This is a genomic window from Butyricicoccus faecihominis (assembly GCF_024462775.1).
In the GTDB taxonomy this organism is placed as follows: Bacteria; Bacillota; Clostridia; order Oscillospirales; family Butyricicoccaceae; genus Agathobaculum; species Agathobaculum faecihominis_A.
The window spans coordinates 168,954-193,622 of the sequence record NZ_JANGCE010000002.1; the positions used below are offsets into that span (position 1 = coordinate 168,954).

Sequence of the window (24,669 nt, forward strand, 5' to 3'; positions counted from 1 at the left end):
TGAATAACCCATGCCTAAAATAATCAGTCCTTTGTCAGTTCGTATCGCAGCTTCGCAATATCCTTCCGGAACAGATCATTGGGGTCCTTCGCTTCTCCCCGCAGGGGCAGCTTTGTATAATAGTTTTCAAAAACAAACCAGCCCCGATAATCCTGTTCGCGCAAAAAGCGGATTTGCTCCTCAAAACGCGAATCTCCTTCGCCCAGACATTTGCTGCTGTAGGCTTCGCCCAAGCCGTCCTTTACATGCAGTTGGTTTACCATGTAGGGATAGACAATCGGCAAATGCTCCATGGGGTCATAGCCGCGAAAGCACCTGTAATTCTGCGAATCGTAAAACAGCTTTAAGTTTTCACGATTCACTAAGCCGAGCAGCCGCTGCAGCTGCGCCGACGAGATCGCGGTTTCGGTCCCGATGATCGTGCCGCTTTGCGCGGCTTCGTCGCATGCATACCGTAGCGCTTCCACCGTGTTTTCGATATCCCGCTCGGTGCGCATATCGTTATCGACAAAACTGGGGATCATCAGCACCGGAACGCCCAGCGCCGCCGACGCTTCCAGCGCGATATCCAGCCCTTCATAGGCAATATCGCCAAATGCCGTGCCGCGGCCGTTGCGCAAGCCGTGAACGTTTAAATCGTTCATGACAATGGAAATTAACTCGACCCCATATTGCTCGGCCGCCTCCCGATACAGCGACCGAACCCACGGATGGCCCAGTTTGAACCCGGTCTCATAAAACCCCGCTTCGATCTGCACCCCGTCCATCCCCAGCGCGGCGGCCATTTTCATGCTAAAAATACTATCGCCCGGCAGACACCATTCGGGTACGGCCAGCTTATATTTTTCCGAATCAAACGCAGTACACATCTTGTATTCTCCTTACGCCTCATAAAACTGGCTGACTAAAATTTTGCCCGCGCAGCCCGAACCGGCCCGCGCGATCGCCTGATCGGTCTTTTCGAGCGGATAACGGCCGCCGATGCAGCGCCGCATATCCAGTACCTTTGTCGCGAACATGCGCAGTACGCTCGGGAAAATGTCGCTGCCCGCCGAACCGCTGCAGCAGTATACCGAGGTGCCGTTGTAGATGAACGGCGTCATATCGATCGGCGGCACCCGCCCGGGCAAGCCGATCTGTACCAGCTTGGCATGCGCGGACATCATGCCCGCGATCTGCGGATAGGTTTGGCCCGGGTTGCCGGCCGCTTCAATACACATATGACAGCCGATGCCGTGGGTCAGTTCTAATACAATGCCCGGCAGCTCGCCTGCCGCCGGATAATCCAACGGGTTCAAGCAAACGTCCGCCCCCATTTTCTTTGCAAGGTCCAGCTTTTCGGGAACCGTATCGAACACAAAGACCTTCGCCGCGCCCGCCGCACGGCAGAGCGCCACCGCCGACAGACCGATCGGCCCCGCGCCGAATACCGCGACATGCGCGCCCGGCTTGATCCCGCCCGCGTTGATCACGACCGAATGATAGGCAACGCCGGTCGGTTCAGCCAGCGCGCCCGCTTCCAAAGCGGCCATTTTACTGCCCAGCAATTCCGCGATGTCGTTGATCTTGCAGCAATACTTTTCCGGCACGACCGCGTATTCGCAAAAACCGCCATCCGCGGAAAGGCCGATGTCCTCGCGCTCATCACAGTTGTTGTAAAGGCCGATGCGGCAGTTGTTACATTTCCCGCAATAATGAATCTGCTCGACCGCGATCAGATCGCCAGCCTTAAACTCCTTTACGTTTTTTCCGGTCTGCACGATCTCGCCTGAAAACTCGTGCCCTAGAATGACCGGCAGCCGCGTATGGCAGTTGTACTGCATATAACCGTTTTCTTTTGATGCAATGGAGTGGATATCGCTCCCGCAAACGCCGCAAGCGCCGACTCGAATCAGCACCTCGTCCTCTTTGGGTTCGGGCGTCCGCACATCCTCCATCTGATAGGACAGATTCTTCCAGCACAAGCCGGAGGTATAGGAGCGATGCTCCTTCTGCTCCCTTTCACCCAGCTTGACCCCGCCGGTCGGCGCCCATTCCCCTCGCAACACAAATGCACGCATCGTTTACCGCACCCCCAGTTCGCTTTCCGTCATATCAAACACCTCGAGAATGGCCTTAAAATAATCCTCGTCCTCTTCGTAGCCGCCGCGCGCGCCGCTGCACGTAAAATATCCAAAATCCGAACCGCATTCGCCGCCCAAAATACGCGTGACCATGGCAATGTGGTTCATACCGCACATGCAGTACGGCGTTTTGCATATGCCCTGCTCCCGAATCCGTTTCGCCGTTTCCGCGATGCGGATCACATCCTCGTAGCTGTGCGCGGTCAAATACAACTTGGGGATGTCCGCGCCCTTGTCCATCGCTTCCCGCACTTTGTTCAGCATAAATTCGTTATCCGGTACGCGGTCCCAATCATGGAACGAAAGCAGCACCTTGGTGCCGAAGCGCGCGGCCGTTTCCTTGATCGCTTCGATATATGCTTCATCGCTGTCGATCTCCACGTCCACCATGCCGATACGCCCGGTTTGGATGCAGGCCTTGACCATGCGCAGCCGCAGATCGCGCGGGAACGCACGCACGCCGCCTTGCTCCTTGACGCGGAAGGTCACGAGCAGCGTGGAATCCCTGACAATATCGGCCAAACGGTTCGCGGTCTCGCATAGCAGGCGCTCGGCAAAATCCGTATCCGCCATGGGGGCTACGTAATCCAGCCGCCATTCCACGATGTCCGGCGCATGCAGCATGACTTCTTCGGCCGCCGCAAGGATCGCGTGCTGGCTGCCCTCCTTGACCATGATGCAGGAAAGGTATTTTTCACCGCCCATGGTCACGCCGTTCATTGGATATTGAAGCCTGCTTGATAATTTCATGTCCCGTCACCGTCCCCATCGTACTCATGATCGATCGCGTATATGCGCCGCAGCTTTCGGTACTCGTCAAGGGTCTCCAGCGCCATGCCCTCGTTCGCTTTCCGGCTGAGCGGATAGCTTCCGAAATCATTGCCGCAGCGCTCGCCGAAAAGATGCAGCATCAGCCCCGCTTCGCCGATGGCGGAAATACAAAACGGCGTTTCGAGCATGCCCTGCTGCTTTGCGCTTCGCGCCGCCTGCGCGATGTGGAGCATATCCACATCGTCCACCGCCAGATACAGCACCCGCGTCAGCGCCGGTCCCATCGCTTCGACCGTCTGTGCCGCCTGTAACACTTCCGCCTTACTGCCAACGCCCCGGTAATTTTGCCGGGTCAGGATGAGCTTTACGCCCGTGCCCGAAAGCAGCGCCTTTACCTGTGAAACAAACCCGCTGTCCTCCGGCTCTATATCCACAAAATCAGCAAGGCCGTTGCGCACACAGGCTTCCAGTACCGCAAGGCCCAGCGTTTTGTCAACCGGGTCGTCGGCGCCTTGCTCCTTTATCCGAAGGCTGATAGGGATCTCTAGCGAAACGCACGCCGCAAGATCCTCCGCGAAACGGTTAAGCGCGCCGTATTGGTTCAAGACGATCTCTAACACGTCCAACGTACCGACACAGGGCAGGTTCAGCTGCCGCCGCAGCGCTTCCGCGTTTTCCGGCGCCATGCTTCCGAATACCCGATAACGGCTACCGCCGATTTCACACGTTTTTGCCCGTACCTTTTTCTTGCTTTGCAGCTTCATGATCTCACCGTTTTCCTTTACAAAGTGCTTTCCAATATCCGTTCCTGCGTCATTTGGCATTTATCCTCTATTTCCAGCGAAATCGATCCCTTTTTCATCACATAGATACGGTCGCTCATGCCGATCAGCTCGGGCAACTCGGACGAGATCATCATGATCGCCACGCCTTGCTTCGCAATGCCGTCCATGATCTCATATATTTCCGCCTTGGCGTTCACGTCGATACCGCGGGTCGGCTCGTCCAAAATGAGCAGGTCGGGCTTGCTTTCCAGCCACTTGGCGAACAACACCTTTTGCTGGTTGCCGCCGCTGAGCGTGCTGACCGGCTGATCCATGGAACGGCAAATAACGTTTAACTCCTCGATCTTCGCGGCGGCCTCCTGCCGCTCCAATTTTTTGTTCACCATATGGTTTTGAAACAGCCGATAGAGCGAAGCCAGTGAAATATTTTCTTTAATGTCCTTATCGATGATCAATCCATCGATCTTTCGATCCTCGGAAAGGTAGGCGATCCCCTGTTTGATGGATCGGCCCGCTGTCGGCGCGGTATAGGTTTGGCCCTTGTAAACGATTTTCCCGCCGAAGTACGTCCGCACGCCGAAGATGCTCCGGGCCAGCTCCGACCGGCCCGAACCGACCAAGCCGCCCATGCCGACGATCTCGCCCTTTCTGATGTGCAGGTCAATCGGCTCGGTATTCGGCCCTATCCGCAGGCCTTCCACCTCGATCACATCCTCGGCACCCACGGTATGCGTACAGGTATACATGTTCGAGATGGTACGCCCGACCATTAATTTAACGACCTTATCCTGATCAAATTCCCGCATGGAGATGGTCTGGATCGATTGCCCGTCGCGCAGCACCGTGAGGCGGTCGCCGATCTCCTGTAATTCGTCCATACGGTGGGAGATGTAGATGATGCTGACCCCGTTTGCCTTGAGCTTGCGGATCAGGTCGAACAAATGATTGATCTCGCTGGCTGTCAGCGACGCGGTCGGCTCGTCCATGATCAGAATCTTTGATTGGTACGAAAGCGCCTTGACGATCTCCACGACCTGCTGCCGCGCGGTGGAAAGGTCACGGATCATGGTTTTCGGGTCGATCTCGCGGAAGCCGAATTCGTCCAAATACTCGCGGCTTTTTTGATAGATATACTGATGGTCAACAAAGCCGCGCCTTACCGGTTCCCGCCCGAGAAAAATGTTATGCGCGATATCCAGATTCAAGCAAAGGTTGAGCTCTTGGTGGATAAATGCCACGCCCTTTTCCCGCGCCTCTTTCGGGCCCTTGACCGAATAGGCCGATCCGTCCAGCGTGATCGCTCCTTCGTCGGCCGCGATATTGCCGCCAAGCACCTTCATCAGGGTGGACTTGCCAGCGCCGTTTTCTCCCATCAGAACGTGTACTTCTCCGTGTTCCAAATCAAAATTCACCCGGTCGAGGATCTTTACCGTGGTGCCGGCGATCTTTTTGCCGTATTCATCAAAGATATATTTCGTGATGTTTTTCATCTCTAATATTTTTGCCATCATGCCGCCGCCTTTACTGAATCACTCGGTTTTTCACGTTTTCAAAGATAATCGCAGCTAAAATAATAATGCTCTGTACCGCTGTGTACATGTAATAGTTCACACTCATCAGACCCAATATATTCTGTATGGTGAAGATCGTCATGACGCCCAGCAGCGATCCCCACACCGAACCGATGCCGCCGAACAGGCTCGCGCCGCCCAGCACGGCCGCGGTGATGACCGTGAACGTAAAGTCGGTCCCCCCCATGGTGCACACGCAGTTGTTGACGCGCGCCGCCATCAGCACCGCGCCCAACGCGGAGCACAGGCCGCATATCACATACACCGCGACAGTCGTAAAGGCGGCGTTGATGCCGCTCAGGCGGCTGGCGGCCGCGTTCAGTCCGACCGAGGTCAGCGCCCGGCCGTAAGTAGATTTATGCAGGATAAAAAAGCAGACCAGCGCGACCAGCAGCATGATCCAAACGGTAGAGGACAACCCCAAGATCTGCACGCGGCCGACCGCGAGCACGGATTCCGGCAGGTTGGTGATTGCCGAGCCGTTACTGAAGATCTGCGCGATGCCATAAATGATATACCCCGTTCCGAGTGTTACAATAAACGCCGGAATGTGCAGAAGCTGCACCAGAATCCCGTTGAGCAGGCCGAACAGCGCGCCAACGAGCAGCGTAAGGAGGATGGCGGTCAGAACCGGCATGCCCTTTGTGACCGAACAAAACCCAAAGATGTACGCGCAAAAGCCGACCAAATAGCCGACCGACAGATCAATGCCGCCGGTCATCAATACAAAGGTCATGCCCAAGCAGCAAATTGCGGCAATCGAGCCCTGTGTGATGATATTGACGCCATTGTCGACGCCGATAAAATTTTCGACAAACAGCATGCCGTACAGCCAGACGGCAACAAAAATAATGACATTACCATAGGATTTCACAAAATGCTTTACATTTTGTTTTCCGCTCCCCTTCGAGGGTGCGGCAACATTTTTTACAGCAGCCATTGTTTACACCTCTCCGTCCGTTAAAAGACCTTCGCCGATTTGAGCTCTTTGTTCTTGTTCAATACGCTTACGCCGACCACGACGATGATCGCCGCGCCGATGACTAAATTCTGATAAAACGGATCGAAGGCCAGCATATCCAAAGCATTGCGCAAAAAGCCGATGATCAGCGCGCCCACCACGCTCATCCAAGCCTTGCCTTCGCCGCCCAGCATGCTTACGCCGCCGATCAGCGAAGCCGCGACGGCGTCCAACTGATAAGCCGCGCCCTGCGTCGGGTGCACGGTCGCCATCTGCGCGCTCAGCAGAATGCCCGCGATCGCGGAAAACAGGCCGCAAACGGCAAACGCGAAAATCTTCACGCGAGAGGGAGAAATTCCTTCGGTCTTGACCGTGTTCTCGCTGCCGCCCAGCGCGTAAATATGCTTGCCCATACGGGTGTAACGCAGGATTACCGACGTGATCACAAACAGAATCACCATAATCCATGTGTTGATTGGGATACGGAGGATCAGGTTGTTTCCAATGGCGGCGTAGGAATCCGGCAGACCGCTGATCGAGGTGCCCTTGCCTACCACCAGCGCAAGGCCGAGCATGATCTGTCCGGTGACGTAGGTGGCGATGAAGGGGGGGATATTGATCTTGGATACCAAAATACCGTTCAACACGCCAATGAGCATGCCGACAAGCGCGCCCGTTAGCATGGAAAGATAGATATTGATACCTCCCAGCATCAAGAACCCGCTGACCATGGCGCAAAAGGCCATCACGCCGCCGGTACCCAGATCGATGCCCTTAATAATCAGTACCAGCGTCATGGCCAACGCACAGATCGCGATGGTGGAAGCCTGTCTGGTAACGTTCATGATATTATTGAACGTAAAAAAGCCCGGGATAAAGCTTCCGCAGACGCAAAGCAGGATCAGTAAGGCCAAATAAAAAATATGCTTCTTTTGAACGCTCTTACGCTTCACTTCCGATACTCCTCCTTTTTCCGTGGGTACAAGTTCGGGTGAATAACCAAAGATTATTCACCCGAACCGAACGCCGCCCGACCGCGCCTAAGCATTCGGCGGCAACTTCATATGAAATATCGCATTAGAATACCACGTCTTCCGCTTCTTCGGTATTATCCGGATTGATGAAAAAGTAGCCCGAGTCGATGTATTTGTCGTAATCCTCCGCTTTGGTTTCGCCGCTTACAATATCGGCCATGATCTCTCCGCTTTTCTGCCCGATCACGCCGGGATACTGGGCGACACAGCCGTAGCAGTTGCCCGCTTTGATGGAATCCAACGCCGATTTGTTGCCGTCCACCGATATGATCGCAATATCCGCCGGATTCAGTCCCTTGTTCTGCACGCCGCTGATCACGCCGGAAAGCATGGCGTCCGAGCAGAGGAAAATGCCCTTCATATCGGGATCGGACGACAGCATGTTCTCCGTGACCTGCATCGCGACGTCGCTGAGCCAGTTGCCGGCCTGCTGGTTGACGAGCTTGACCTTGTCCTGCTCCTCAATCGCTTCTTGGAAGCCCTGCGCACGCAGCTCGCCGCCCATGGCGCCGGACGCGCCGCGAACCGTACAGACCTTGCCCTCCTTGACCTTTTCGATCATCCGCTTGCCCGCTTCATAGCCAATTTTATAGTTGTCAGAGCCGATATAGGTCACATATAGATCCTCGTTGCCTTCCGCCACGGCGGCGTCGGCGATAATCACCGGGATATTCGCTTCTTTCGCCTTCTTGAGCGCCGGTATGATCGCGTTGCCGTCCATAGGCGCTATGACGATACCTTTCGCCCCGCGGTTGATGGCGTTTTCAATGTTTTCCACCTGCTTTGATACCGTCAACTCATCGCCCGCCAGCGTCAGCTCGAACTTAAAGCCCGCCGCCTCCACTTCCTTCTGGCATTCTTCGACCATAACCCGCTGAAATTCGTTGTTTGTGATCGTTTTGGTGCTGAAAACGATGGTCCCCTTTTCATTGTCCGAGCCCGCGGCTGTTGCTGAACCTCCGACATCGCTTTGCGGCGTTCCGCATCCGACGAGACCCACCGTCAACCCAGCGGCCATCAGCAACGCGATACCTCTTCTTCTCTTTGCCATTTTTCATGCTCCTTTCAACAATGCATTTTAAATACATATTCTTTTTAGAATCATGTATTTTGTATGCTTATATAGTACATCCTTCCTTCCATCTGTTTCAATGCATTATTCTCCCAAATTTTATAGGCTATATTTAGCCACATCGCTTGTTATTTCTTTGAATCAATCGTTAATTTATGCATTCTATACATTTTTCCGCTGCCCATTTCAGCACAATATCCATTGCGTTTGACATCAATATGTCTTATTCTAATTTTAGTACATATCAAATACATATTAACAACAGGATTTGCAAACATGTATATACGCAGTAAGAACGATCTTTCCCTTAACCGCGTACCATCCAACCCTTTTTCAGCGGACGATCGGGTTGTTTTTGCAGAATAACCGTGCTAAAATGTATGATATATAGGATCGATACAGCAACATACATAGGATATCTTCATGTTTTAGAGCATGTAGGATGATGGAGCGAAGGTTATTATGCCAAAATATTTATCAATCGCCGACCAAATCGAGCAGCAGATACTGTCCCATACCTTACAGCCTGGCACACAGCTCCCTACCGAAAAGGAACTGATGAGCCAGTTCCACGTCAGCAGGCAGACGATCCGCAACGCGTTTTCTTGCCTTTTGAAAAAGAAATTGATCTATACCGTCAAGGGTTCCGGCACTTTTGTTTTCAAAAGCGTTTTTCCGCCCACCAATTCCAAAAACATCGCCGTGCTGATCACGGACGCGGACAGTTACATTTTTCCCTACAAATCAGCCAGCATCAATGGCGTTTTGACCAAACACGGTTATATCAGCAATGTATTCGTCACCAACAACCGGATCGACTATGAGGAAAACACCATCCGCGAGATCCTATCCACCAATTATGCCGGCGCGATCATCGAGATCACCAAGGCAGTGATCCCCCGTTCCAGCAAGCTGATCGCCGAATTGAGCCAAAAGCTCCCCGTCATCCTGATCGACGGATACTATCCCGATTTCCCCGAGATCCCCTATGTATCGTTAGACGACCGCAAGGGGGGCTATAAAGCCACGGAATATCTCATCCGACACGGACACAAAAAAATCTTCCACGTGGGGAAGATCGATGATCTGCAAGGCGTATTGCGGTATCAAGGCTATGTCGGCGCTTTAACGGATCATGGGCTTGCGTTTTCCGAGGATCACGTATTTTGGGTCACCGAACCGCTCTATACCAATGTTCCGGAGGGCTTGATGGAGTCCCTATGCCAAAAGATTCAGCAGTGTACCGCGGTCTTTTTTTACAACGACGACATTGCCGCCAAGGTCGTGCCGGCGCTGCTGCAGCGCGGCGTCAAGATCCCGGACGACCTTTCGGTGATGAGCTATGATAATTCGCTCTTGTCCATGCACCCGCTCGAGTTGTCCTGCATCTCCTATCCGCTCAACGAGTTGGGAAGGGTCGCGGCGGAACATCTGCTGCGGCGAATTGATGATCCGAATTTTGACGCGACCTATATCTTTGAACCCGAAATCGTCGAGCGCTCCTCCGTACGGCGTATCGCCGACCCATAATTTTTTTACGAAAGGACTGATTCATCCCATGAGCAATCTGATGCGTGCCGCGATTTTTGAAGGAAACGGCGTATTAACGGTCAAGTCCGTCCCCATCCCCCAGCTCCAGCGAGATACCCAGCTGCTGCTCAAAATCGAGGCGGCCAGCATTTGCGGCAGCGATCTGCACGGACTTGCCGTACCGCCGGGACAGTACATGAAGCCCGGCATCGTCTACGGGCACGAGTTTTGCGGTACCATCGTTAAAATGGGCCAAGCCGTTCAAGGCTTCGCCTTGAACGAGCGGGTCGCGGTCAATCCCCGCGTGCGCTGCGGCGCCTGCTATGAATGCACCCACGGAAAGGGCGATCTTTGCTCCAATTCCTACCACTACGGCCAGACCGGGGACGGCGGTTTCGCGCAGTACGCTTTGGTCGAAGCGAAGCAGCTTTACCGCGTGGATCCGTCCATTCCCCCAGAAATCGCGGCGCAAGCCGAGCCGCTCGCCTGCGTAATGAACGCCATCCATCGGGCGCGCCCCACGCCGGTCGACCATGTGCTGCTGTACGGCGCCGGGCCGATCGGGCTGACCTTTGTCCGCGTGCTGAAGCTGTTCGGCATACAGAACCTTATCGTCACCGCCAAAGGGGAACGGCGGGTGCAGGAGGCGCGAAATTGCGGGGCGGACATCGTCGTGGATACGCAAAAGGAACGAGTGGAGGACGTGATGCGGGCGCACTGGCCATACGGCGCGGACCTAGTCATCGACGCGGTCGGCCGCGGCCCGATCTTTTCCGAGGCGCTGCCGCTGATGAACCCGCAGGGCCGACTTATCCTGTTTGGTTTTGACGCCAACGCTTCCACCACACTGCCGCCTTCTCTCTTTACCTTAAACGAACTTTCCGTTTGCGGCGTGCTGGGCAAAGACTTTCCCTCCGCGCTTGAAATTTTAAAGCGCAAGGATCTTGCGCTCGACCGCTTTATTACACACCGGCTCGCACTGGACGACATCCTGCAAGGCATTGATCTGATGCGCCGGAAGGAAGCATGCCGCGTGATTGTTTATCCAAACGGTTCGCCTATTGCTTAAGTGCCCCTGCCCGTCGCCTCCTCACTGGCGCTACAAAAAAGAACCCCCTCGCGCTGCGGCGCGAAGGGTTCTTTGACACGGCGAAAGGACGACATTTGCACGGTCTTGCAACCATGCAAATGTCGTCCTTCGTATCGCGTCACCGATACAATCAAGCTACGGAAGGCTTGCTATACCCTGTATCGCACATACTTTTTCAAAATGACGGACATGTCCCAAAACGCGCCTGATATTCCTCGGCCAGCTCCTTGCGGAACTTCGGATGCGCTATGGCGATTAGGCGTTTCGCTCGCTCGCGCAGCGTCTGACCACGCAAGCACGCGACACCGTATTCGGTCACGATATAGCCCACATCGCAACGGCTTGTTGTCACAGGCGCGCCGTCTGTCAAGGTGGACACGATTTTGGACGCGGATTCGTCGTTTGTTGCCGCATGCAGGGCAATGATCGACCGTCCGCCGCTTGAAAGATTGGCGCCGCGCACAAAATCCATCTGGCCACCAATGCCAGAGATCTGCCGCAGGCCGATCGCTTCCGCGCAAACCTGCCCTTGCAGATCGACCTGCACGCAGGAATTGATGGAAACAACATTGTCGTTTTGCGAAATCACTGCGGGATTGTTGCACACGTCCACCGGAAGCATACGAATCATCGGGTTATCGTTGACATAATCGTACAAACGCCGCGTTCCCATCAAGAAGGTGACCGAGACTTTACCGATATCGCGTTGCTTACGTTTGCCATTGATCACACCGCTTTCCAGTAGTGGCAACACACCATCTGAAATCATTTCGGTATGCAAACCAAGATCCTTTTTGCTACCCAGAAACGTGCACACCGCATCCGGCAGCGCACCGATCCCCAGCTGCAGACAATCTCCATCCTGAACAAGGCCCGCAATATGTTCACCGATCTTGCGGTCGATTTCTCCGATTACAGCCGGTTTGCTCTCCGGCAGCGGTTCCCATGAACAAAGAAAGCCGTCAATTTCGGACACATGCACAAAGCTCTCTCCATAAGTACGCGGCATATTGGAATTGACTTCAGCAATCACCGTTTTGGCCGATTTGACCGCCTGCGCGCCGTAATCGCATGAAAGACCGAGCGACACATATCCGCGCTCATCCGGCGGCGAACAGGTGAATGCGAAAACATCCACGGGAAGTGTTCCATCACGAAACATTCGCGGTACATCGGAGAAGAAAACCGGCGTATAATCCGCCCGGTTCTCCGCGATTGCCTTGCGCGCCGGCCCACCGACGAATAACGCGTTGTGCCGAAAGTGCCCCTCCATGCCGGGCTGCAAATACTCACCCGAACCGAGATAGACCATATGCGCGACCTCAACGCCGCTGAACCGATCGGCCATGCGCGCCATCGTACGCTGAAAGACGATCGGCTCGCCCACCGCATGGCCGAACACCACACGGTCGCCATTATGAATCACCGATACGGCTTGCTCAGGCGTTAGCGTATGCTCTTTATAATAGGTCCTCCAATCCATTGCGCCCTCCCTGCTCAAAACGCCCGCCGATAGATATCCAAAATATCGTCTTCCAAAAGCTCCACATAGTTGTTCTCAAGTAGACGCTGCTGCGTATTCAGCACATTCCGCGCGAACACCGGAAGCTCCTCCTCTGTCACGCCGTGCATGCGCAAAGGCGTTTTTTTCATCACCTTGTCCATCAGTCCATACAGCTCGTCCAGCGCGCGTTCAGGCGTACTGCACAGCGCAGCCGAGAGCAATTCCTGCAGCCGGTTCAGCTTGCCCACCGGTTTTTTCTCCTGATATTTGCGCATCACATCCGCGAACATCAGCTGGTTGGCCTGTCCATGCGGGATATGATGCACACCGCCCAGCGGATAGCTCAACGCATGTACAGCCCCGCAGCCCGCATGGCCAAATGCAATACCGGCAAAGTTAGACGCACGCAAAAATTCCAACGCCTGCCCCTTCCATCCTTCCGGCCCCCCGCAATTCACCGTAATTTTCCACCCGCGCAGTATCAGCTGCAGCGCACGCTCGGAAAACACCTCGCTCAGCGCACAGGCGTTCGGGCTTAAGTAACTTTCCACCGCGTGTATCATAGCGTCGATCGAACTTGTTGCAAACACCGGATATGGCAGACTAGCAAGCAACTCCGGTATAAGCGCAGCTTTTTCCGCAAACATCGCCGGCGATACCAGCCCGACCTTTATCCCCTTCCTCGTTCGATTGAGGATCGCAATATTCGTCGCCTCGCTGCCCGTACCACAGGTCGTGGGGACAAGGATCAGCGGATGCTCCTTTTGCAGCGCGGCCATACGCCCGTACATAGCATCTACCGTATCATCGCGTTGGGCGACCGCCAGAACCTTCGCAATATCGATCACCGTGCCGCCGCCTACCGCAATGATCCGGCGGTACTTCCGGCCGCGAAGCGACTGCAAAATCCCGTCCACCATCACATCGGTAGGCTCGCCCGCACCAAACTCCTCTTGGAACAAAGTCTGACAGGACAAATCCAGCCGTGCGATTGCCGGTTCATAAATATACGCATTGGTCAGTATTAAATCATCGATGCCCAAATGTTCTTCATTGGCAAACTGCTGAAAGCTTGCAAACTCCTTCATACCGGTGACAATTTTAAAATCTTTCATATTCGTCTTTCACCCGATTCCTTCCTTTGGACTTTCTTCCGATTGGACGCGAATGAGCCGCTACCTCTTCTCTTGAGAAAATTCCGGAAAATCAAAATCCTCATAAAAGGTGTACTGAACAGCATCCGGCTTCGGTCCATAAAAACACACGAGGTGCAGCGGGATTTCCCCCGTGTTCCAAACCATATGCGGAACGCCCTGCGGAAACAAAACGCAAGCTCCCGGCTCCAGCCCAAAAGTTTCACCACCTACTTTTACTTTACCCGTACCTGAAAGAACAAAAACGGTTTCCTCTCCATGATCATGCGCATGGGCCGGCTTGGCTCTGGCGCCCGGTTCATAAACGACCGTACAAACAGAGCTGTACATGCCGCCTGTTTTTTGCGGTGTTTGCAACCAATAAACCCGGCGGCCATTCATATCGCGCTTTTCTCCATCGCGCTCATTGCTGCATAAATTCATTGTCTTACCACCTTTCATTCGTGGCGGAGACTGTGTAAAAAAACCAGTCTCCGCCGCTCCGTTTAACGTCTGTAGTGGTCGACGTTTTCCGTGGTGATCACCTCGGAGGGAACCAATATTTTAGCCTCCACCGCTTCACCCCGAATGGCTTTCAGTGCGTTTTCGACGCCTTCCTTGCCAAAGGTGGGAAAATAACCGGAAACCATTTTCCCGTTTTCAACATTATCCAAAACCTCGGGAATCATACCGTCCGCAGCGGATACCACACAAATGCCATGATCGATATCCGCCGTATACCCCATCGATTCGATCGCCTGAATCGCGCCCAGCGCCATGTCATCGTTATGGCAGTACACGACCTGAATCTTATCCCCGTGCGCTTGCAGTTGATCTTCCATAGCGGTCATAGCTTTGCTGCGTTCATAGTTGCAGGAAAGTTCGGACAAAACCGTAAATTTCGTATTGGCGTCAATAATCTCATGGAACCCCACGCCGCGGTTCACATTGACCAGCGACCCTTCCTTGCCTGTGAGCTGCACGATATAGGCGCCGTCCGGGAATTTATTCTGTACATATTCTCCCATCATCCGTCCGGTTTCCGTCGCGTCCACAGTAATCAGAGACGTTACGTTTGCCCCCGGGATCTCGGATGACAGTGCGATCACCGGAATGCCCGCGTCGACCGCATCCTGCACCGCGTTTGCAATCGTATCCGCGTGATATGTCTGTACAATGATCGCGTCCACGCCAAGGGTGATTAAATCTTCAATATCGGAAGCTGCTTTTTCCCCGCTGCCGTTCGCATCCGTGATCGTCAGTTCCACGTCATTTTCTTCGCAAGTCGCCTGAATGTCCTCTTTCATACTTTGCGTCCAATCGATATCGTTCTTATCCTGCGAAAAACCAATCACCAGCTTTTCGGCGCCGTCGCTGCGAACTTCCTCGTTCCCATCCGCATTTGTTTCGCCGCCCGTGCAGCCTGCCAGACCAGAGACCAGCATGAACCCTGCCATAATCAGTGCAAATCGCTTTTTCATTCTTTTTCGCTCCTTTTCGTATGATTATTCTCGTCAGACGCAACTTTTTGGAGATCAATCTGCAAAGTTGCCGGTTCTCCTGTTATGCCTGCATTTAGGAATTTTCGTTTGGGGTCGATCTTCGTGCGAATCAGCGCCAGATCCTCTTTTGTCGGCGGTTCCGTTACCGAAACGTCTCGCGGTATGGAAATGGCAAACCCTGTGTTTTCGACTATCATTTGTTTGGTACAGCCGGGATGGATACTTCGCACTTTCATTTTGCCATCTATCCCAAATTCCATGACGCCGTACTGTGTCAATACGAGCACCAGTCCCGCGCCCGGCAAGCCTTCCCGGTCATTTTGGCCTGCCGAAGATGCAAAGTCCACATGGTCCACAAAGGTACGGCGGTCGTGCTGAAAAATGCCAAACGTTCGCTTGGCCATAGACATGATCTCGCTTTGCGCCAGACAGCCCGGAAAACGTGCTTTGATGCGCTCTCCCCTGCCGATCTGCACAAGATTAGTATGGCCGAATTGATCGACCTGCGGCGCAGAAATAAAACCGATACTGACGTGTCCCCGCATAAAAAAGTTGAGCACATCGTGGGACGGTAGCTGCGCGCGGCCGGGCCACGCCAATACGTCCGGTTCAAAGTTCGTTTCCGGTATGCAGTCCCCATCCAGTTCCATATCTACCACCGAGCCCAGACACATGATAAAATCAGGGGCTTGTCTTAGTTGCGCTAACCGCGCCGCCACCGCCGGAATGCCCACCGCACGAATATAAGCCTTGCCGCCCGTCCCTGTTCCGATAAAACCGCATAGATCATCCGGCCTAATGTGGCGTGACATTTCAACCGCCAGAAGCTCTTCCAACGTATAGTCACATGGTTTCATTTCACTTCCCCTCCCTTTGTATCGCTACTTTGGCCAAATACTCTTGCCAGTCTCCGGGGGCCATGACGAACTCTTCAATATACTGCCGGCTGCCTTCATCCGTTGCACAGCATGCCTGATAGTATTCGCCATGTTTCAAGTCAAAATCATAGCGCGCATCGCACGAGTTCGGGTGTGCGCCTAACGGCGCCAGACAAACGCTTTCCACTAAAAAACCCGGCAATAAGGTTTGGAATTTGCTTTTCATAATCACCTCCGTATCAACGATCTCTTCGACCGAAACGATCAGCTTTTTTGCGCTTTTCGCAATAAAAATATCGGGTTCATTTTCCATCATGCGCACCGCATCGAACTGAATGTTTCCGTATTCATCCGCCCGACTTGCATGGATTAAGGCATAGTCGGGCGTCCATGCCTGTAAGGCAACATATCGTTCCCCTGTGAAAGGACAGGAAATGGTTTTTTGGTAATCAGCCTGCTCCATCAGCGCCGTATGTAGGGGAACTTTTGATACCGCAAAAGTCAGGCCTTTGCTCGCTGCCAAGAACCTCTCCTGCGCTGTTGTTTCCGTATGATCCACATACCGTATGCGACGCTCTTGATAGGCCCTGCGAAAATTTTTTGCCAGTCCCAAATTTGCCATTCCCACGTACGATGAATGCGCTTCACGCACCAGCCCCGCCGCGATCAAAAGATCATAATCGATTCCGTTATTCCAACCTTTCAGCACCAAATCCGTTTTCTGCTGACGGATCAATTCGTGCACCAAGGCCATTGGATGGCGGCGATTATAAGAACCGCCAATGGCGACCTCGCTTCCCGACCGAATGGGCGCGACCGCGTCGTGTATACTTTTCAATTTAATGGTGCGGCTTTCCAAACGAGCAGTCATTATGATTCAGCTCCCTTCGCAAAGTTTTGATTATCTTTTCTGCCGCTGACTGATCAGCACCGCGATCACAATGATGATCCCCTTTAGAATCTGTTGTTCCGAAGAGCCCAAACCGATCAGGTTAAAGAAGTTCGCCAAAACCGCGAACACCAACAGTCCCAGAAATGCGCCGGAAATCGATCCTCTGCCGCCGAGCAGGCTGTTCCCTCCCACCAGAGCCGCCGCGATCGCATCAACCTCCAATGCCTCTGCCGCCAACGGCTCCGCAGTGGACAGCCGTGCGACATTGATGAGCGCCGCAATGGCACACATGCCGCCGCTGATGACATAGGTCATCATTCGTACCTTTTTTGTCCGAATACCGGATAAACGCGCCGCGATCTCTCCGCCGCCGCTCGCAAATACGTTGCGTCCAAATATCGTTTTAACCGCAATAGCGTCGAAAATAATAAACATTGCCACCAGAATGATGGCCGACACGGATACCACTCCAATCTTGCTGTTTAGCCAGGAATAGGTTTTCACATTGGAAATATAGGTCCCGCCGGTCAGAAACAGACACAGCCCGCGCAAGGCGATTTGTGTGCTTAGCGTCACAATAAAAGGCTCCATGTTCTGATATGCCACCAGATAGCCGTTAAGCATTCCCGCCGCTATGCCAGTAGCCAGCACCGCTACCAGCGTGAGCACCGGCGGCAAATGCATACAATAGCCGGTTACGAGACCGCAGATCGCCACCGTGGAGCCTACAGACAGATCAATGCCGCCGCCAATGATCACCATGGTCATGCCGATCAGTACAATGCCCAGCATGGCATTTTGCCGCAGAATATTCAGTAAATTGTTTACTTTTAAAAACGACGGCGAAAAAACAGATGAAACAATGATTAATACCAAAAGCGCAATCAATATGCCTAATTTATCGTTTGCTTTAAAACTAAAAAAATTTTTTACTTTTGAAAAGCTGTACGGCTGTGCCGCAGTATTTCTATCCATTTTTCACCACTCCCGTCGCATATTGAATAATCAAGCTTTCCGTGGCATCCTGACCAGCAAGTTCTCCTGCGATTTCTCCGTTATGGATTACCAATATCCGATCGCTCATACCGATCAATTCGGGCAGCTCCGAGGATATGACGATCGCCGCTTTCCCCGCATTTGTCAGCTCTCTGATCAGCTTATATATTTCTTCCTTTGCGCCGACATCCACGCCGCGCGTCGGCTCGTCGAAAATATATAGATCAGCGTCTCTCATCAGCCATTTTGCAAACACTACTTTTTGTTGGTTGCCTCCGCTTAAACTGTCCACCGGGGTCATAAGGTCCGGCGCACGGATCGACAGTCTGGCCTTGTATTTTTTTGCAGCCTCTCCACGCTTTGTCTCATTGATGAACAGGTGTTTTACAAACATCTTGAGCGAAGCCAATGTCATGTTTTCGCGGATCGAGGCATGCATGACCATACCGCTGTGGCGGTCCTCCGTTACATAGGCGATCTTGGCCGCAATCGCATCATTGGGTGAGTTGATTTTGACTGTACGCCCCTTTACCACGACAGTTCCGGCATCTGCCGGACGCATACCGAAAATTGCATCCATGATCTCCGTGCGCCCCGCTCCGATCAGACCGCCGAATCCCAACACCTCACCCGCATACGCAGAAAAGCTGATATTCCGGAACACATCCTTCACACCGAGATTTTCCACACGAAGGATCTCGTCGCCGACGGTATCCGCCTTTTTCGGGAAATTCAATCCAACTTCGCGCCCTACCATTAAATTGACCAGACTCTTTTTGTCCACCTCGCTGATTTTGACCGTGTCTACCAGTTTTCCATCTTTTAATATCGTCGCTTCATCGCATAGCTCAAACAGTTCTTCCATTCGATGTGTGATATATACAAAGGTAACGCCCTCCGCACGCAACTTCCGTACGATTCCAAAAATATGCTCTTTCTCATGCTCGGTCAGAGAGGAGGTAGGCTCGTCCATAATAATCAGTCGTGATCGATAATACAACGCCCGCGCAAATTGCAGCAGTTGCTGTTCTCCCATACTTAAGCGCCCAGCCGGTATGGTTACGGGCTTCTGGATACCCAAATGCTCGCAAACCTTTTTACTTTCCGCCAACAATCCCTTTTGATCGACAAAGAAACCCTTTTTCGGCAGTTCTCCCAAGCAAATATTTTCTGCGATAGAAATGGTCGGAATGATTTGCGGCTCTTGATGAACCAAACCGATCCCGGCATTTCTCGCATCCATCGCATTGCGGAATTCGACCTTTCTGCCATCATACAGCACTTCGCCCTCATCTTTCGGATATATCCCGCTCAGCACCTTCATCAAGGTGGACTTTCCCGCGCCGTTTTCGCCGACAATAGCATGAATCTGCTTCCGTTTCACAAACAAATCCACTTGATCCAAGGCCAAAACACCGGGAAATTGCTTTTTTATTCCTCGCATTTCGACCATGTAATCCTCATGCACTGTTCTCACCCTCCTTCAAACGCTTTCCCATCATGTTCCTCCCTGTAAAATTCCTTTTGGATCAATCTCCTTTCTCAAAAGTCTCAGCTCTTCTTGCGTGGGTTCCGTTGTCATCGGCACCTCACCCAGATCGCCTATGTCAAAGCCGGTGCTTTCAATGAGCTCTTGTTTGGAAACTCCCTTATGAACGGATTTAACATAGATCTTTCCATACTCATCAAACGCAAAAATACATTTTGGGGTAAAGATATATTTGGGGCCGTTTCCCGGCAAGCCGAGTCGGCGGCGTCCCTGTATGCCGCCGGGATAACCGACGCCTGAAATATGATCCACCTTGTTTACGAAGTTTCTTTTATCATGATGTGGCATCATGATATATTCGCGACCGAATACCGCGAAATGCTCGGGCAGAAAAATCGGACCGACTAATTGTACTTTCACCGCCTTGGGCTCACCAATGTACGTACAGTTGATATTGCCTTCACGATCCACTTGAACGCCTGTTCCAAATGCAAAATCAATGTCGCCCGCTTTGTAAGCCCATGTGCCCGGATAATCCTGCATCTGCGCCTCGCATTCCAGATTGAGCAGATCATTGCTGAATTCACAGGACGGCATTGCGGTAAGCTTGCTCAGCACGGGGTTGTGCAGCCAGCCGCATAGCAAGATCGTTAGATTCGGGGCATGGGTCCGCTTTGCCAACTCCATTCCCAAGAGCGGTATGTTGGTATTGTACATTGCTGCTAACTTTCCTGTTGCCAGACCGGTAAATCCCACTTCGTTGTCCTTAATTGTATGGGCCAAATTCACCGCCAACAACTCCGCTATGTTGTACTCCATCTTTCCCCTCCTTTTCTTCCGTCAATGCACCGATCTGTTCGTACCCTATTTGCTTTAAATACGCCGCCTGATCCCTCGTTTGCAAGATCAGCGTTTGCAGAAACGTATGAAAGGCTTGTGGATCCGCCGAGGCTTCTACGTATTTTTCAAAAAACGCATCATCCATCTTGCGTACACCGAGCACCGGCGTCGGATGAGAACCGTTCGGCGCATGCACGACCGCCCGAACGCGGAACGCAGGTATCACATTCAAATGCGGAGTTTTTTGTATCTCTTCTGTTTTAATGATCTTTTCGGCTGTCACGATCAGATTCCGCGTCGCTCTTGCTATCGCCACGTCCATGCTTTGCGGCAGCAAATGTCTCGGCTGTATTCTGACATTTCCATAGATATCCGCCGCCGGGACATGTATCGCCGCAACATCCGGGTTTGCCGCCGGAACGGCATACAGTGTCTTTCCGGTTATTGGATCTAGAAAGGTTTGAATATCCTGATTCAGATTGACAATATCCGAACCGCCTAAATAGGAGACCGGCCAAAAACTCAGGCCCTCCGCGTTTGCCCGAAAACGGTCCCAGCTGATGAGCTCCGGATAATGCACCACGCGTATCTCACCGGCTTGTACCGCACGGCGATAATTTGCGGCAAGACCAAACTTTTCAAGACCGACATACGAGGTTTCCACACCTTTGAGACAACCGGCCCCCGCCAGCATATCCACGTCGATCGAGTTCACCGAGCCAACTACGGTTAGGTCCCTTTTCTGCGACCGGATCAGCTCATGCACCAACGCCATGGGCTTCTGATAGATCGCAAAGCCGCCAAGCGCGATACGATCGCCATCCCGAATGAGCGAAACTGCCTGCCGCATACTGCATAGTTTTGATTTTCTTTTTGACATATGAAACTCCTATTGCGTAATTGCATGTCTATTCTTTAATTCTTCCAGTTGTACGTCATCCAGCCGCAGCCAATCCTTCAACACCTCCTCATTATGCTGTCCCAACACCGGACAAGCCCGCTGTGGCGGAATATCCAACGCTGAAAAATGGTAAGGCATATCCATCATGGTCACATTACCCATGATCGGATGCTCTATTTGAATCAATTTTTTCCGATAGCGGAGCTGCGGATTTTTGATCAGATCAGCCGTGTTTTCCACCCGTGAACATACCAACCCGTGTTGTTCCAATATAAGCTGCACTTCCTCCGCGCGTTTTTCAGCGATCCATGCGCCCACGATCCTGTCGATCTCGTCGCGATGCTGGAAGCGGGCTTGCTGCTTCGCAAAGCGTTCATCTTTCAAAAGGTCGGTTTGGGCCATTGCCTCACACAGTGCTTTAAAATGCGGTTGGCTGCCGGCGATCAATAATATGTGCGCTCCATCCATCGTTCGATAGCAGTTGCCCGGCGATAAGTAGCGATCTTGATTCCCCACACGGGAAGCGATTTTTCCGTTTGCCGCCTGATCCGGTATGCTGCTGAGCAGCAGTGTGGCGGCGCATTCCAACAACGAAAGCTCTATCAACTGCCCCTGCCCGTTTTGCTGTCGGCCGATATAGGCCGCTAGAATCGCATATGCGGCATAAATTGCGGTCACATGATCTACCGTAAAAGTGCCGTGCACCATCGGCGGGCCGTCGGGGTCGCCGGTTACCGACATCAGTCCGCTCATTGCCTGAATCGCCGCGTCAAATCCCGGTTTATCACGGTAGGGACCTTTCGAGCCGAACCCAGAAATAGAGACCATGATCAGACGCGGATTGATTTCGTGTAGTGTTTCCCAGCCGCATCCCATCTTTTCCATCGTTCCCGGTCGAAAATTTTCGATTAGCACATCCGCTTCTTTTGCGAGGTCTCGCAGTAGCGCTTGACCCTCCTTCGTGCGGAAATTCAATTCCAAACTGCGCTTGCTTCTGTTTACCGCAAAAGTGTAGATACTTTCCCCATGGATTTTAGGTTCAAAGCTTCTTGTATCATCTCCCACGCCGGCTTTTTCTACTTTGATCACATCTGCGCCTAAGTCGCCGAGCAGCATGCCTGCAAACGGTCCTGAAATATAACGCGAAAGATCCAATACCTTCATTCCCTTTAAAAACGGCACCATTGGTGAATCCCCTCTTTCGTTGCATATTTGGATACTTAGTTAGAAGCAATTACCGTGCCAACTCTGCAAAAATCGAAAAATATTTTTTATCGCGTTATTAGGGCTATTTTTGCTACTTCCCATCTCCGAACAGCGCAAACTTTTGTGTCATAATTGACACATGCGACATGTGCGTGCGTCCATTTTGTCACATGTTATAATATATCAAATCAACGCGCTTGCTTTTTATGCAATCTTTCTATACAATAGAAAGACCAAATAAAATGTAGCATTGAATCGGGGTGATTCTATGAGTAATGATTTGTCATTGCAAAGAGAGCAGCAGGCGCGGCAGCTTTTTTTTGAACAAGGCTTTTGCGATCTCAACATTTTTCCGGAGGAAATCTATGACTCATGGAGGCGCTGTCTAGCACATCATCTTGATCCCGCGGCTCCCATGAAAAAGGTTTTATCCAAAGGTGAATTTAAAATGCGCTGCGATCAAAACGCGCAGCTCTTATCGATTGCCGTACCATTCATGGAATTGCTTTATCAGGTCGTCAAGGATACTGATTTTTCAATTATGCTATCGGATAGCGACGGCTACATCTTAAAGCTCATTGGCGATCCGTCTATTCTGCGGGACTATAAGCATAAAGACAACCCCTTGGTTGAAGGTTCCTGCCGCAGCGAAAATATATTTGGCACCAACGGTATAGGAACGTCGCTCGCTCTGCGCAAGCCCATTCAGTTGACGCCCAACCAGCATTTCCGTTTGGAGCCTCATCCGGTGAGCGGTACAGGCGCTCCCATCATCTTAGCCAACGGGACGCCGATCGGCGCTTTATCCATGTCCGGTCCCCCCAACAAAGTACATCGGCATACGCTTGGTATGATCACCGCCGCCAGCAGAGCCATTGAAGAGCAATTTGCTTTGCAGCAAACCAACACGCAGCTCGCTACCACCAAAAACCAGCTGCAAACGATCTTGGACACCTTTGATCAGGGCGTTTTTCTGATTGACAGCAATTATACGATCATCGATGCGAACCGTACCGCCCAAAAGCTTTTGGGATTTGGCAAGCATGAGATCATTAATCAGTCGGTCTTTTCTTTTATTAAAAAGCTGGATTTTTCAAATGTTGAATCCGCTGTCTATGATGTAGAGCTATCGTTTCACACACGATTTAAAACAGAAAATTTTTTTGTCACCCTGCATAGGATCGATCAGGATGCCTATCATTCTTTCCTGATCGTATTTAGAGAGTCTGAGCGTGTGCATAATCTTGTCAACAAGTACATTGGTTCCAATGCCTACTTTACCTTCGACGATATCATTGGCGAATCCACCGCGATTGTATCGGTCAAAGAGAACGCACAAATCGCTGCGCAAAACGGCTCCAACGTTCTGTTAGTTGGCGAAAGCGGCACCGGCAAGGAGCTATTTGCACAATCCATTCACAACAGCAGCAGCTTTTGCAATGGCCCGTTCATTGCGGTTAACTGCGGAGCGATTCCCCGCACCTTAATCGAAAGCGAGTTGTTCGGTTATGAATCCGGCGCTTTTACTGGCGCCAAACGGTCCGGTAACGCCGGCAAGTTTGAGCTTGCGAACAACGGCACTATATTTCTTGACGAAATCGGCGATATGCCATATGAGGTGCAGATCGATCTGCTTCGCATACTGCAAACGAGAGAAGTCACGCGGATCGGCGGAACCAAGCCAATCCCACTGAACATCCGAATCATCGCCGCCACCAACGTCGATCTGGAGCAAGCCATCGCGAAAAAAACGTTTCGGCGTGATCTATACTACCGCTTAAATGTACTGACCTTTCACATCCCTCCACTTAGAGAGCGTGAACAGGATGCGCTCCTATTGGCCGATTATTTCATTCAAAAATACCAGCAGCCGCACAGGCAATCGTTACTTGGCATTTCTCCTTCCGTACGGCAGTTATTTCTACAGTATCCTTGGCCCGGCAACATCCGCGAACTTGAAAACACGATTGAGCGCGCGTGTTTACTCACCCAAGAGCACGAAATCTCGCCCAAACACTTGCCCATTAACATTTTGAAAGGTACAATATTTCACAATTCCGCTTCTTCGCAGCGTGACGACAAGGCTTTTCGCATTCAAATAGCATCCTCCGGCTCTTCGATCCGCCCCGTTGAGGCGGCCGAAAAAGAGTTGATCGAAACCACACTGAAAATTTGCTGCGGTAATATCAAAGAAACGGCCGAGCGATTAGGTCTCAGCCGCCGCACACTGTATCGAAAGGTCGATAAATATCACATCGATTACCATGGAATCCGCAAGCTATTTTAAAATACATTCTTCATAAATCATTCAGCGAGCTTTCTTCACCTATTATTTATTCTATATCCATTTTGCAGGCAACTCACTATGCAAATAATGGTAATGCAGTCCAC

General features: G+C 52.1%; 22 protein-coding genes. 3 read left to right on the top strand and 19 right to left on the bottom strand.

What is annotated here, in order from left to right; all coding sequences use genetic code 11:
• Positions 1 to 23: 23 nt before the first annotated feature.
• From NE562_RS02360 to NE562_RS02395, 8 genes are all read right to left on the bottom strand, one after another.
• Positions 24 to 869: a sugar phosphate isomerase/epimerase family protein gene (locus NE562_RS02360; protein ID WP_280960789.1), complete on the bottom strand. Its 846-nt coding sequence runs from the start codon at positions 867 to 869 to the stop codon at positions 24 to 26.
• 12 nt (positions 870 to 881) lie between these two features.
• On the bottom strand, positions 882 to 2,060 hold the full coding sequence (iolM, locus tag NE562_RS02365; protein ID WP_280960790.1) for a scyllo-inosose 3-dehydrogenase: 1,179 nt from the start codon (positions 2,058 to 2,060) through the stop codon (positions 882 to 884).
• A gap of 3 nt (positions 2,061 to 2,063) precedes the next feature.
• Entirely contained in the window at positions 2,064 to 2,873 is an 810-nt protein-coding gene (locus NE562_RS02370; protein ID WP_280960791.1) for a type I 3-dehydroquinate dehydratase, read from the bottom strand.
• On the bottom strand, positions 2,870 to 3,718 hold the full coding sequence (locus tag NE562_RS02375; protein ID WP_280960792.1) for a type I 3-dehydroquinate dehydratase: 849 nt from the start codon (positions 3,716 to 3,718) through the stop codon (positions 2,870 to 2,872). Before NE562_RS02375 ends, NE562_RS02370 begins: the two co-directional genes overlap by 4 nt.
• Positions 3,676 to 5,190, bottom strand: a complete 1,515-nt coding sequence (locus tag NE562_RS02380) for a sugar ABC transporter ATP-binding protein (protein WP_280960793.1) — start codon at positions 5,188 to 5,190, stop codon at positions 3,676 to 3,678. The genes NE562_RS02375 and NE562_RS02380 overlap by 43 nt, the downstream gene beginning before the upstream one ends.
• 10 nt (positions 5,191 to 5,200) lie before the next feature.
• Positions 5,201 to 6,124: an ABC transporter permease gene (locus NE562_RS02385; RefSeq protein ID WP_280960794.1), complete on the bottom strand. Its 924-nt coding sequence runs from the start codon at positions 6,122 to 6,124 to the stop codon at positions 5,201 to 5,203.
• Between the two features lie 86 nt (positions 6,125 to 6,210).
• Positions 6,211 to 7,164: an ABC transporter permease gene (locus tag NE562_RS02390; protein WP_280960795.1), complete on the bottom strand. Its 954-nt coding sequence runs from the start codon at positions 7,162 to 7,164 to the stop codon at positions 6,211 to 6,213.
• 124 nt (positions 7,165 to 7,288) lie between these two features.
• A complete protein-coding gene (locus NE562_RS02395; RefSeq protein WP_280960796.1) occupies positions 7,289 to 8,296 on the bottom strand; it encodes a sugar ABC transporter substrate-binding protein in 1,008 nt (335 codons plus the stop codon).
• Between the two features lie 483 nt (positions 8,297 to 8,779).
• Here NE562_RS02395 and NE562_RS02400 point away from each other — a divergent pair, with 483 nt between their 5' ends.
• Together NE562_RS02400 and NE562_RS02405 are read left to right on the top strand one after the other, a co-directional pair.
• Entirely contained in the window at positions 8,780 to 9,847 is a 1,068-nt protein-coding gene (locus tag NE562_RS02400) for a GntR family transcriptional regulator (RefSeq protein ID WP_280960797.1), read from the top strand.
• 28 nt (positions 9,848 to 9,875) lie between these two features.
• Positions 9,876 to 10,916 carry a zinc-dependent alcohol dehydrogenase gene (locus tag NE562_RS02405; RefSeq protein ID WP_280960798.1) on the top strand — a complete coding sequence of 347 codons (1,041 nt, stop codon included), beginning with the start codon at positions 9,876 to 9,878 and terminating at the stop codon, positions 10,914 to 10,916.
• A 196-nt stretch (positions 10,917 to 11,112) separates the two neighbouring features.
• Here the strand turns inward: NE562_RS02405 and NE562_RS02410 are convergent, their stop codons facing one another.
• From NE562_RS02410 to NE562_RS02460, 11 genes are all read right to left on the bottom strand, one after another.
• Positions 11,113 to 12,420, bottom strand: coding sequence for an acetyl-CoA hydrolase/transferase family protein (locus NE562_RS02410; RefSeq protein WP_280960799.1), 1,308 nt, complete (start codon positions 12,418 to 12,420; stop codon positions 11,113 to 11,115).
• A 14-nt stretch (positions 12,421 to 12,434) separates the two neighbouring features.
• On the bottom strand, positions 12,435 to 13,556 hold the full coding sequence (locus tag NE562_RS02415) for an iron-containing alcohol dehydrogenase (RefSeq protein ID WP_280960800.1): 1,122 nt from the start codon (positions 13,554 to 13,556) through the stop codon (positions 12,435 to 12,437).
• Between the two features lie 60 nt (positions 13,557 to 13,616).
• Positions 13,617 to 14,018, bottom strand: coding sequence for a cupin domain-containing protein (locus tag NE562_RS02420; protein WP_280960801.1), 402 nt, complete (start codon positions 14,016 to 14,018; stop codon positions 13,617 to 13,619).
• Between the two features lie 62 nt (positions 14,019 to 14,080).
• Entirely contained in the window at positions 14,081 to 15,055 is a 975-nt protein-coding gene (locus NE562_RS02425) for a substrate-binding domain-containing protein (protein WP_280960802.1), read from the bottom strand.
• Positions 15,052 to 15,933, bottom strand: coding sequence for a CoA-transferase (locus NE562_RS02430; protein WP_280960803.1), 882 nt, complete (start codon positions 15,931 to 15,933; stop codon positions 15,052 to 15,054). The genes NE562_RS02425 and NE562_RS02430 overlap by 4 nt, the downstream gene beginning before the upstream one ends.
• Before the next feature lies 1 nt (position 15,934).
• A complete protein-coding gene (locus tag NE562_RS02435; protein ID WP_280960804.1) occupies positions 15,935 to 16,825 on the bottom strand; it encodes a CoA transferase subunit A in 891 nt (296 codons plus the stop codon).
• Positions 16,826 to 16,855: 30 nt separating this feature from the next.
• Positions 16,856 to 17,821 (bottom strand): ABC transporter permease, encoded by a 966-nt coding sequence (locus tag NE562_RS02440; RefSeq protein WP_280960805.1) that lies wholly within the window; start codon positions 17,819 to 17,821, stop codon positions 16,856 to 16,858.
• Positions 17,814 to 19,310 (bottom strand): sugar ABC transporter ATP-binding protein, encoded by a 1,497-nt coding sequence (locus NE562_RS02445; protein WP_280960806.1) that lies wholly within the window; start codon positions 19,308 to 19,310, stop codon positions 17,814 to 17,816. The genes NE562_RS02440 and NE562_RS02445 overlap by 8 nt, the downstream gene beginning before the upstream one ends.
• A gap of 30 nt (positions 19,311 to 19,340) precedes the next feature.
• Positions 19,341 to 20,150 (bottom strand): hypothetical protein, encoded by an 810-nt coding sequence (locus NE562_RS02450; RefSeq protein ID WP_280960807.1) that lies wholly within the window; start codon positions 20,148 to 20,150, stop codon positions 19,341 to 19,343.
• Positions 20,098 to 21,051 carry a CoA transferase subunit A gene (locus tag NE562_RS02455; RefSeq protein WP_280960808.1) on the bottom strand — a complete coding sequence of 318 codons (954 nt, stop codon included), beginning with the start codon at positions 21,049 to 21,051 and terminating at the stop codon, positions 20,098 to 20,100. The genes NE562_RS02450 and NE562_RS02455 overlap by 53 nt, the downstream gene beginning before the upstream one ends.
• Positions 21,052 to 21,060: 9 nt before the next feature.
• Positions 21,061 to 22,257: a CaiB/BaiF CoA transferase family protein gene (locus NE562_RS02460; protein ID WP_280960809.1), complete on the bottom strand. Its 1,197-nt coding sequence runs from the start codon at positions 22,255 to 22,257 to the stop codon at positions 21,061 to 21,063.
• 289 nt (positions 22,258 to 22,546) lie between these two features.
• Between NE562_RS02460 and NE562_RS02465 the strand changes: the two genes are divergently transcribed.
• Positions 22,547 to 24,565, top strand: a complete 2,019-nt coding sequence (locus NE562_RS02465) for a sigma-54-dependent Fis family transcriptional regulator (RefSeq protein ID WP_280960810.1) — start codon at positions 22,547 to 22,549, stop codon at positions 24,563 to 24,565.
• The last annotated feature ends 104 nt before the right edge of the window (positions 24,566 to 24,669 follow it).

What these genes read in the sequence shown, in the direction of transcription:
- NE562_RS02440 (WP_280960805.1), bottom strand. Translation starts at nt 17,821, where the DNA reads ATGGATAGAAATACTGCGGCACAGCCGTACAGCTTTTCAAAAGTAAAA.
- NE562_RS02415 (WP_280960800.1), bottom strand. Translation starts at nt 13,556, where the DNA reads ATGAAAGATTTTAAAATTGTCACCGGTATGAAGGAGTTTGCAAGCTTT.
- NE562_RS02430 (WP_280960803.1), bottom strand. Translation starts at nt 15,933, where the DNA reads ATGAAACCATGTGACTATACGTTGGAAGAGCTTCTGGCGGTTGAAATG.
- NE562_RS02405 (WP_280960798.1), top strand. Translation starts at nt 9,876, where the DNA reads ATGAGCAATCTGATGCGTGCCGCGATTTTTGAAGGAAACGGCGTATTA.
- NE562_RS02360 (WP_280960789.1), bottom strand. Translation starts at nt 869, where the DNA reads ATGTGTACTGCGTTTGATTCGGAAAAATATAAGCTGGCCGTACCCGAA.
- NE562_RS02465 (WP_280960810.1), top strand. Translation starts at nt 22,547, where the DNA reads ATGAGTAATGATTTGTCATTGCAAAGAGAGCAGCAGGCGCGGCAGCTT.
- NE562_RS02400 (WP_280960797.1), top strand. Translation starts at nt 8,780, where the DNA reads ATGCCAAAATATTTATCAATCGCCGACCAAATCGAGCAGCAGATACTG.
- NE562_RS02420 (WP_280960801.1), bottom strand. Translation starts at nt 14,018, where the DNA reads ATGAATTTATGCAGCAATGAGCGCGATGGAGAAAAGCGCGATATGAAT.
- NE562_RS02380 (WP_280960793.1), bottom strand. Translation starts at nt 5,190, where the DNA reads ATGATGGCAAAAATATTAGAGATGAAAAACATCACGAAATATATCTTT.
- NE562_RS02375 (WP_280960792.1), bottom strand. Translation starts at nt 3,718, where the DNA reads ATGCCAAATGACGCAGGAACGGATATTGGAAAGCACTTTGTAAAGGAA.
- NE562_RS02435 (WP_280960804.1), bottom strand. Translation starts at nt 16,825, where the DNA reads ATGACTGCTCGTTTGGAAAGCCGCACCATTAAATTGAAAAGTATACAC.
- NE562_RS02370 (WP_280960791.1), bottom strand. Translation starts at nt 2,873, where the DNA reads ATGAAATTATCAAGCAGGCTTCAATATCCAATGAACGGCGTGACCATG.
- NE562_RS02410 (WP_280960799.1), bottom strand. Translation starts at nt 12,420, where the DNA reads ATGGATTGGAGGACCTATTATAAAGAGCATACGCTAACGCCTGAGCAA.
- iolM (WP_280960790.1), bottom strand. Translation starts at nt 2,060, where the DNA reads ATGCGTGCATTTGTGTTGCGAGGGGAATGGGCGCCGACCGGCGGGGTC.
- NE562_RS02425 (WP_280960802.1), bottom strand. Translation starts at nt 15,055, where the DNA reads ATGAAAAAGCGATTTGCACTGATTATGGCAGGGTTCATGCTGGTCTCT.
- NE562_RS02395 (WP_280960796.1), bottom strand. Translation starts at nt 8,296, where the DNA reads ATGGCAAAGAGAAGAAGAGGTATCGCGTTGCTGATGGCCGCTGGGTTG.
- NE562_RS02460 (WP_280960809.1), bottom strand. Translation starts at nt 22,257, where the DNA reads ATGGTGCCGTTTTTAAAGGGAATGAAGGTATTGGATCTTTCGCGTTAT.
- NE562_RS02450 (WP_280960807.1), bottom strand. Translation starts at nt 20,150, where the DNA reads ATGGAGTACAACATAGCGGAGTTGTTGGCGGTGAATTTGGCCCATACA.
- NE562_RS02455 (WP_280960808.1), bottom strand. Translation starts at nt 21,051, where the DNA reads ATGTCAAAAAGAAAATCAAAACTATGCAGTATGCGGCAGGCAGTTTCG.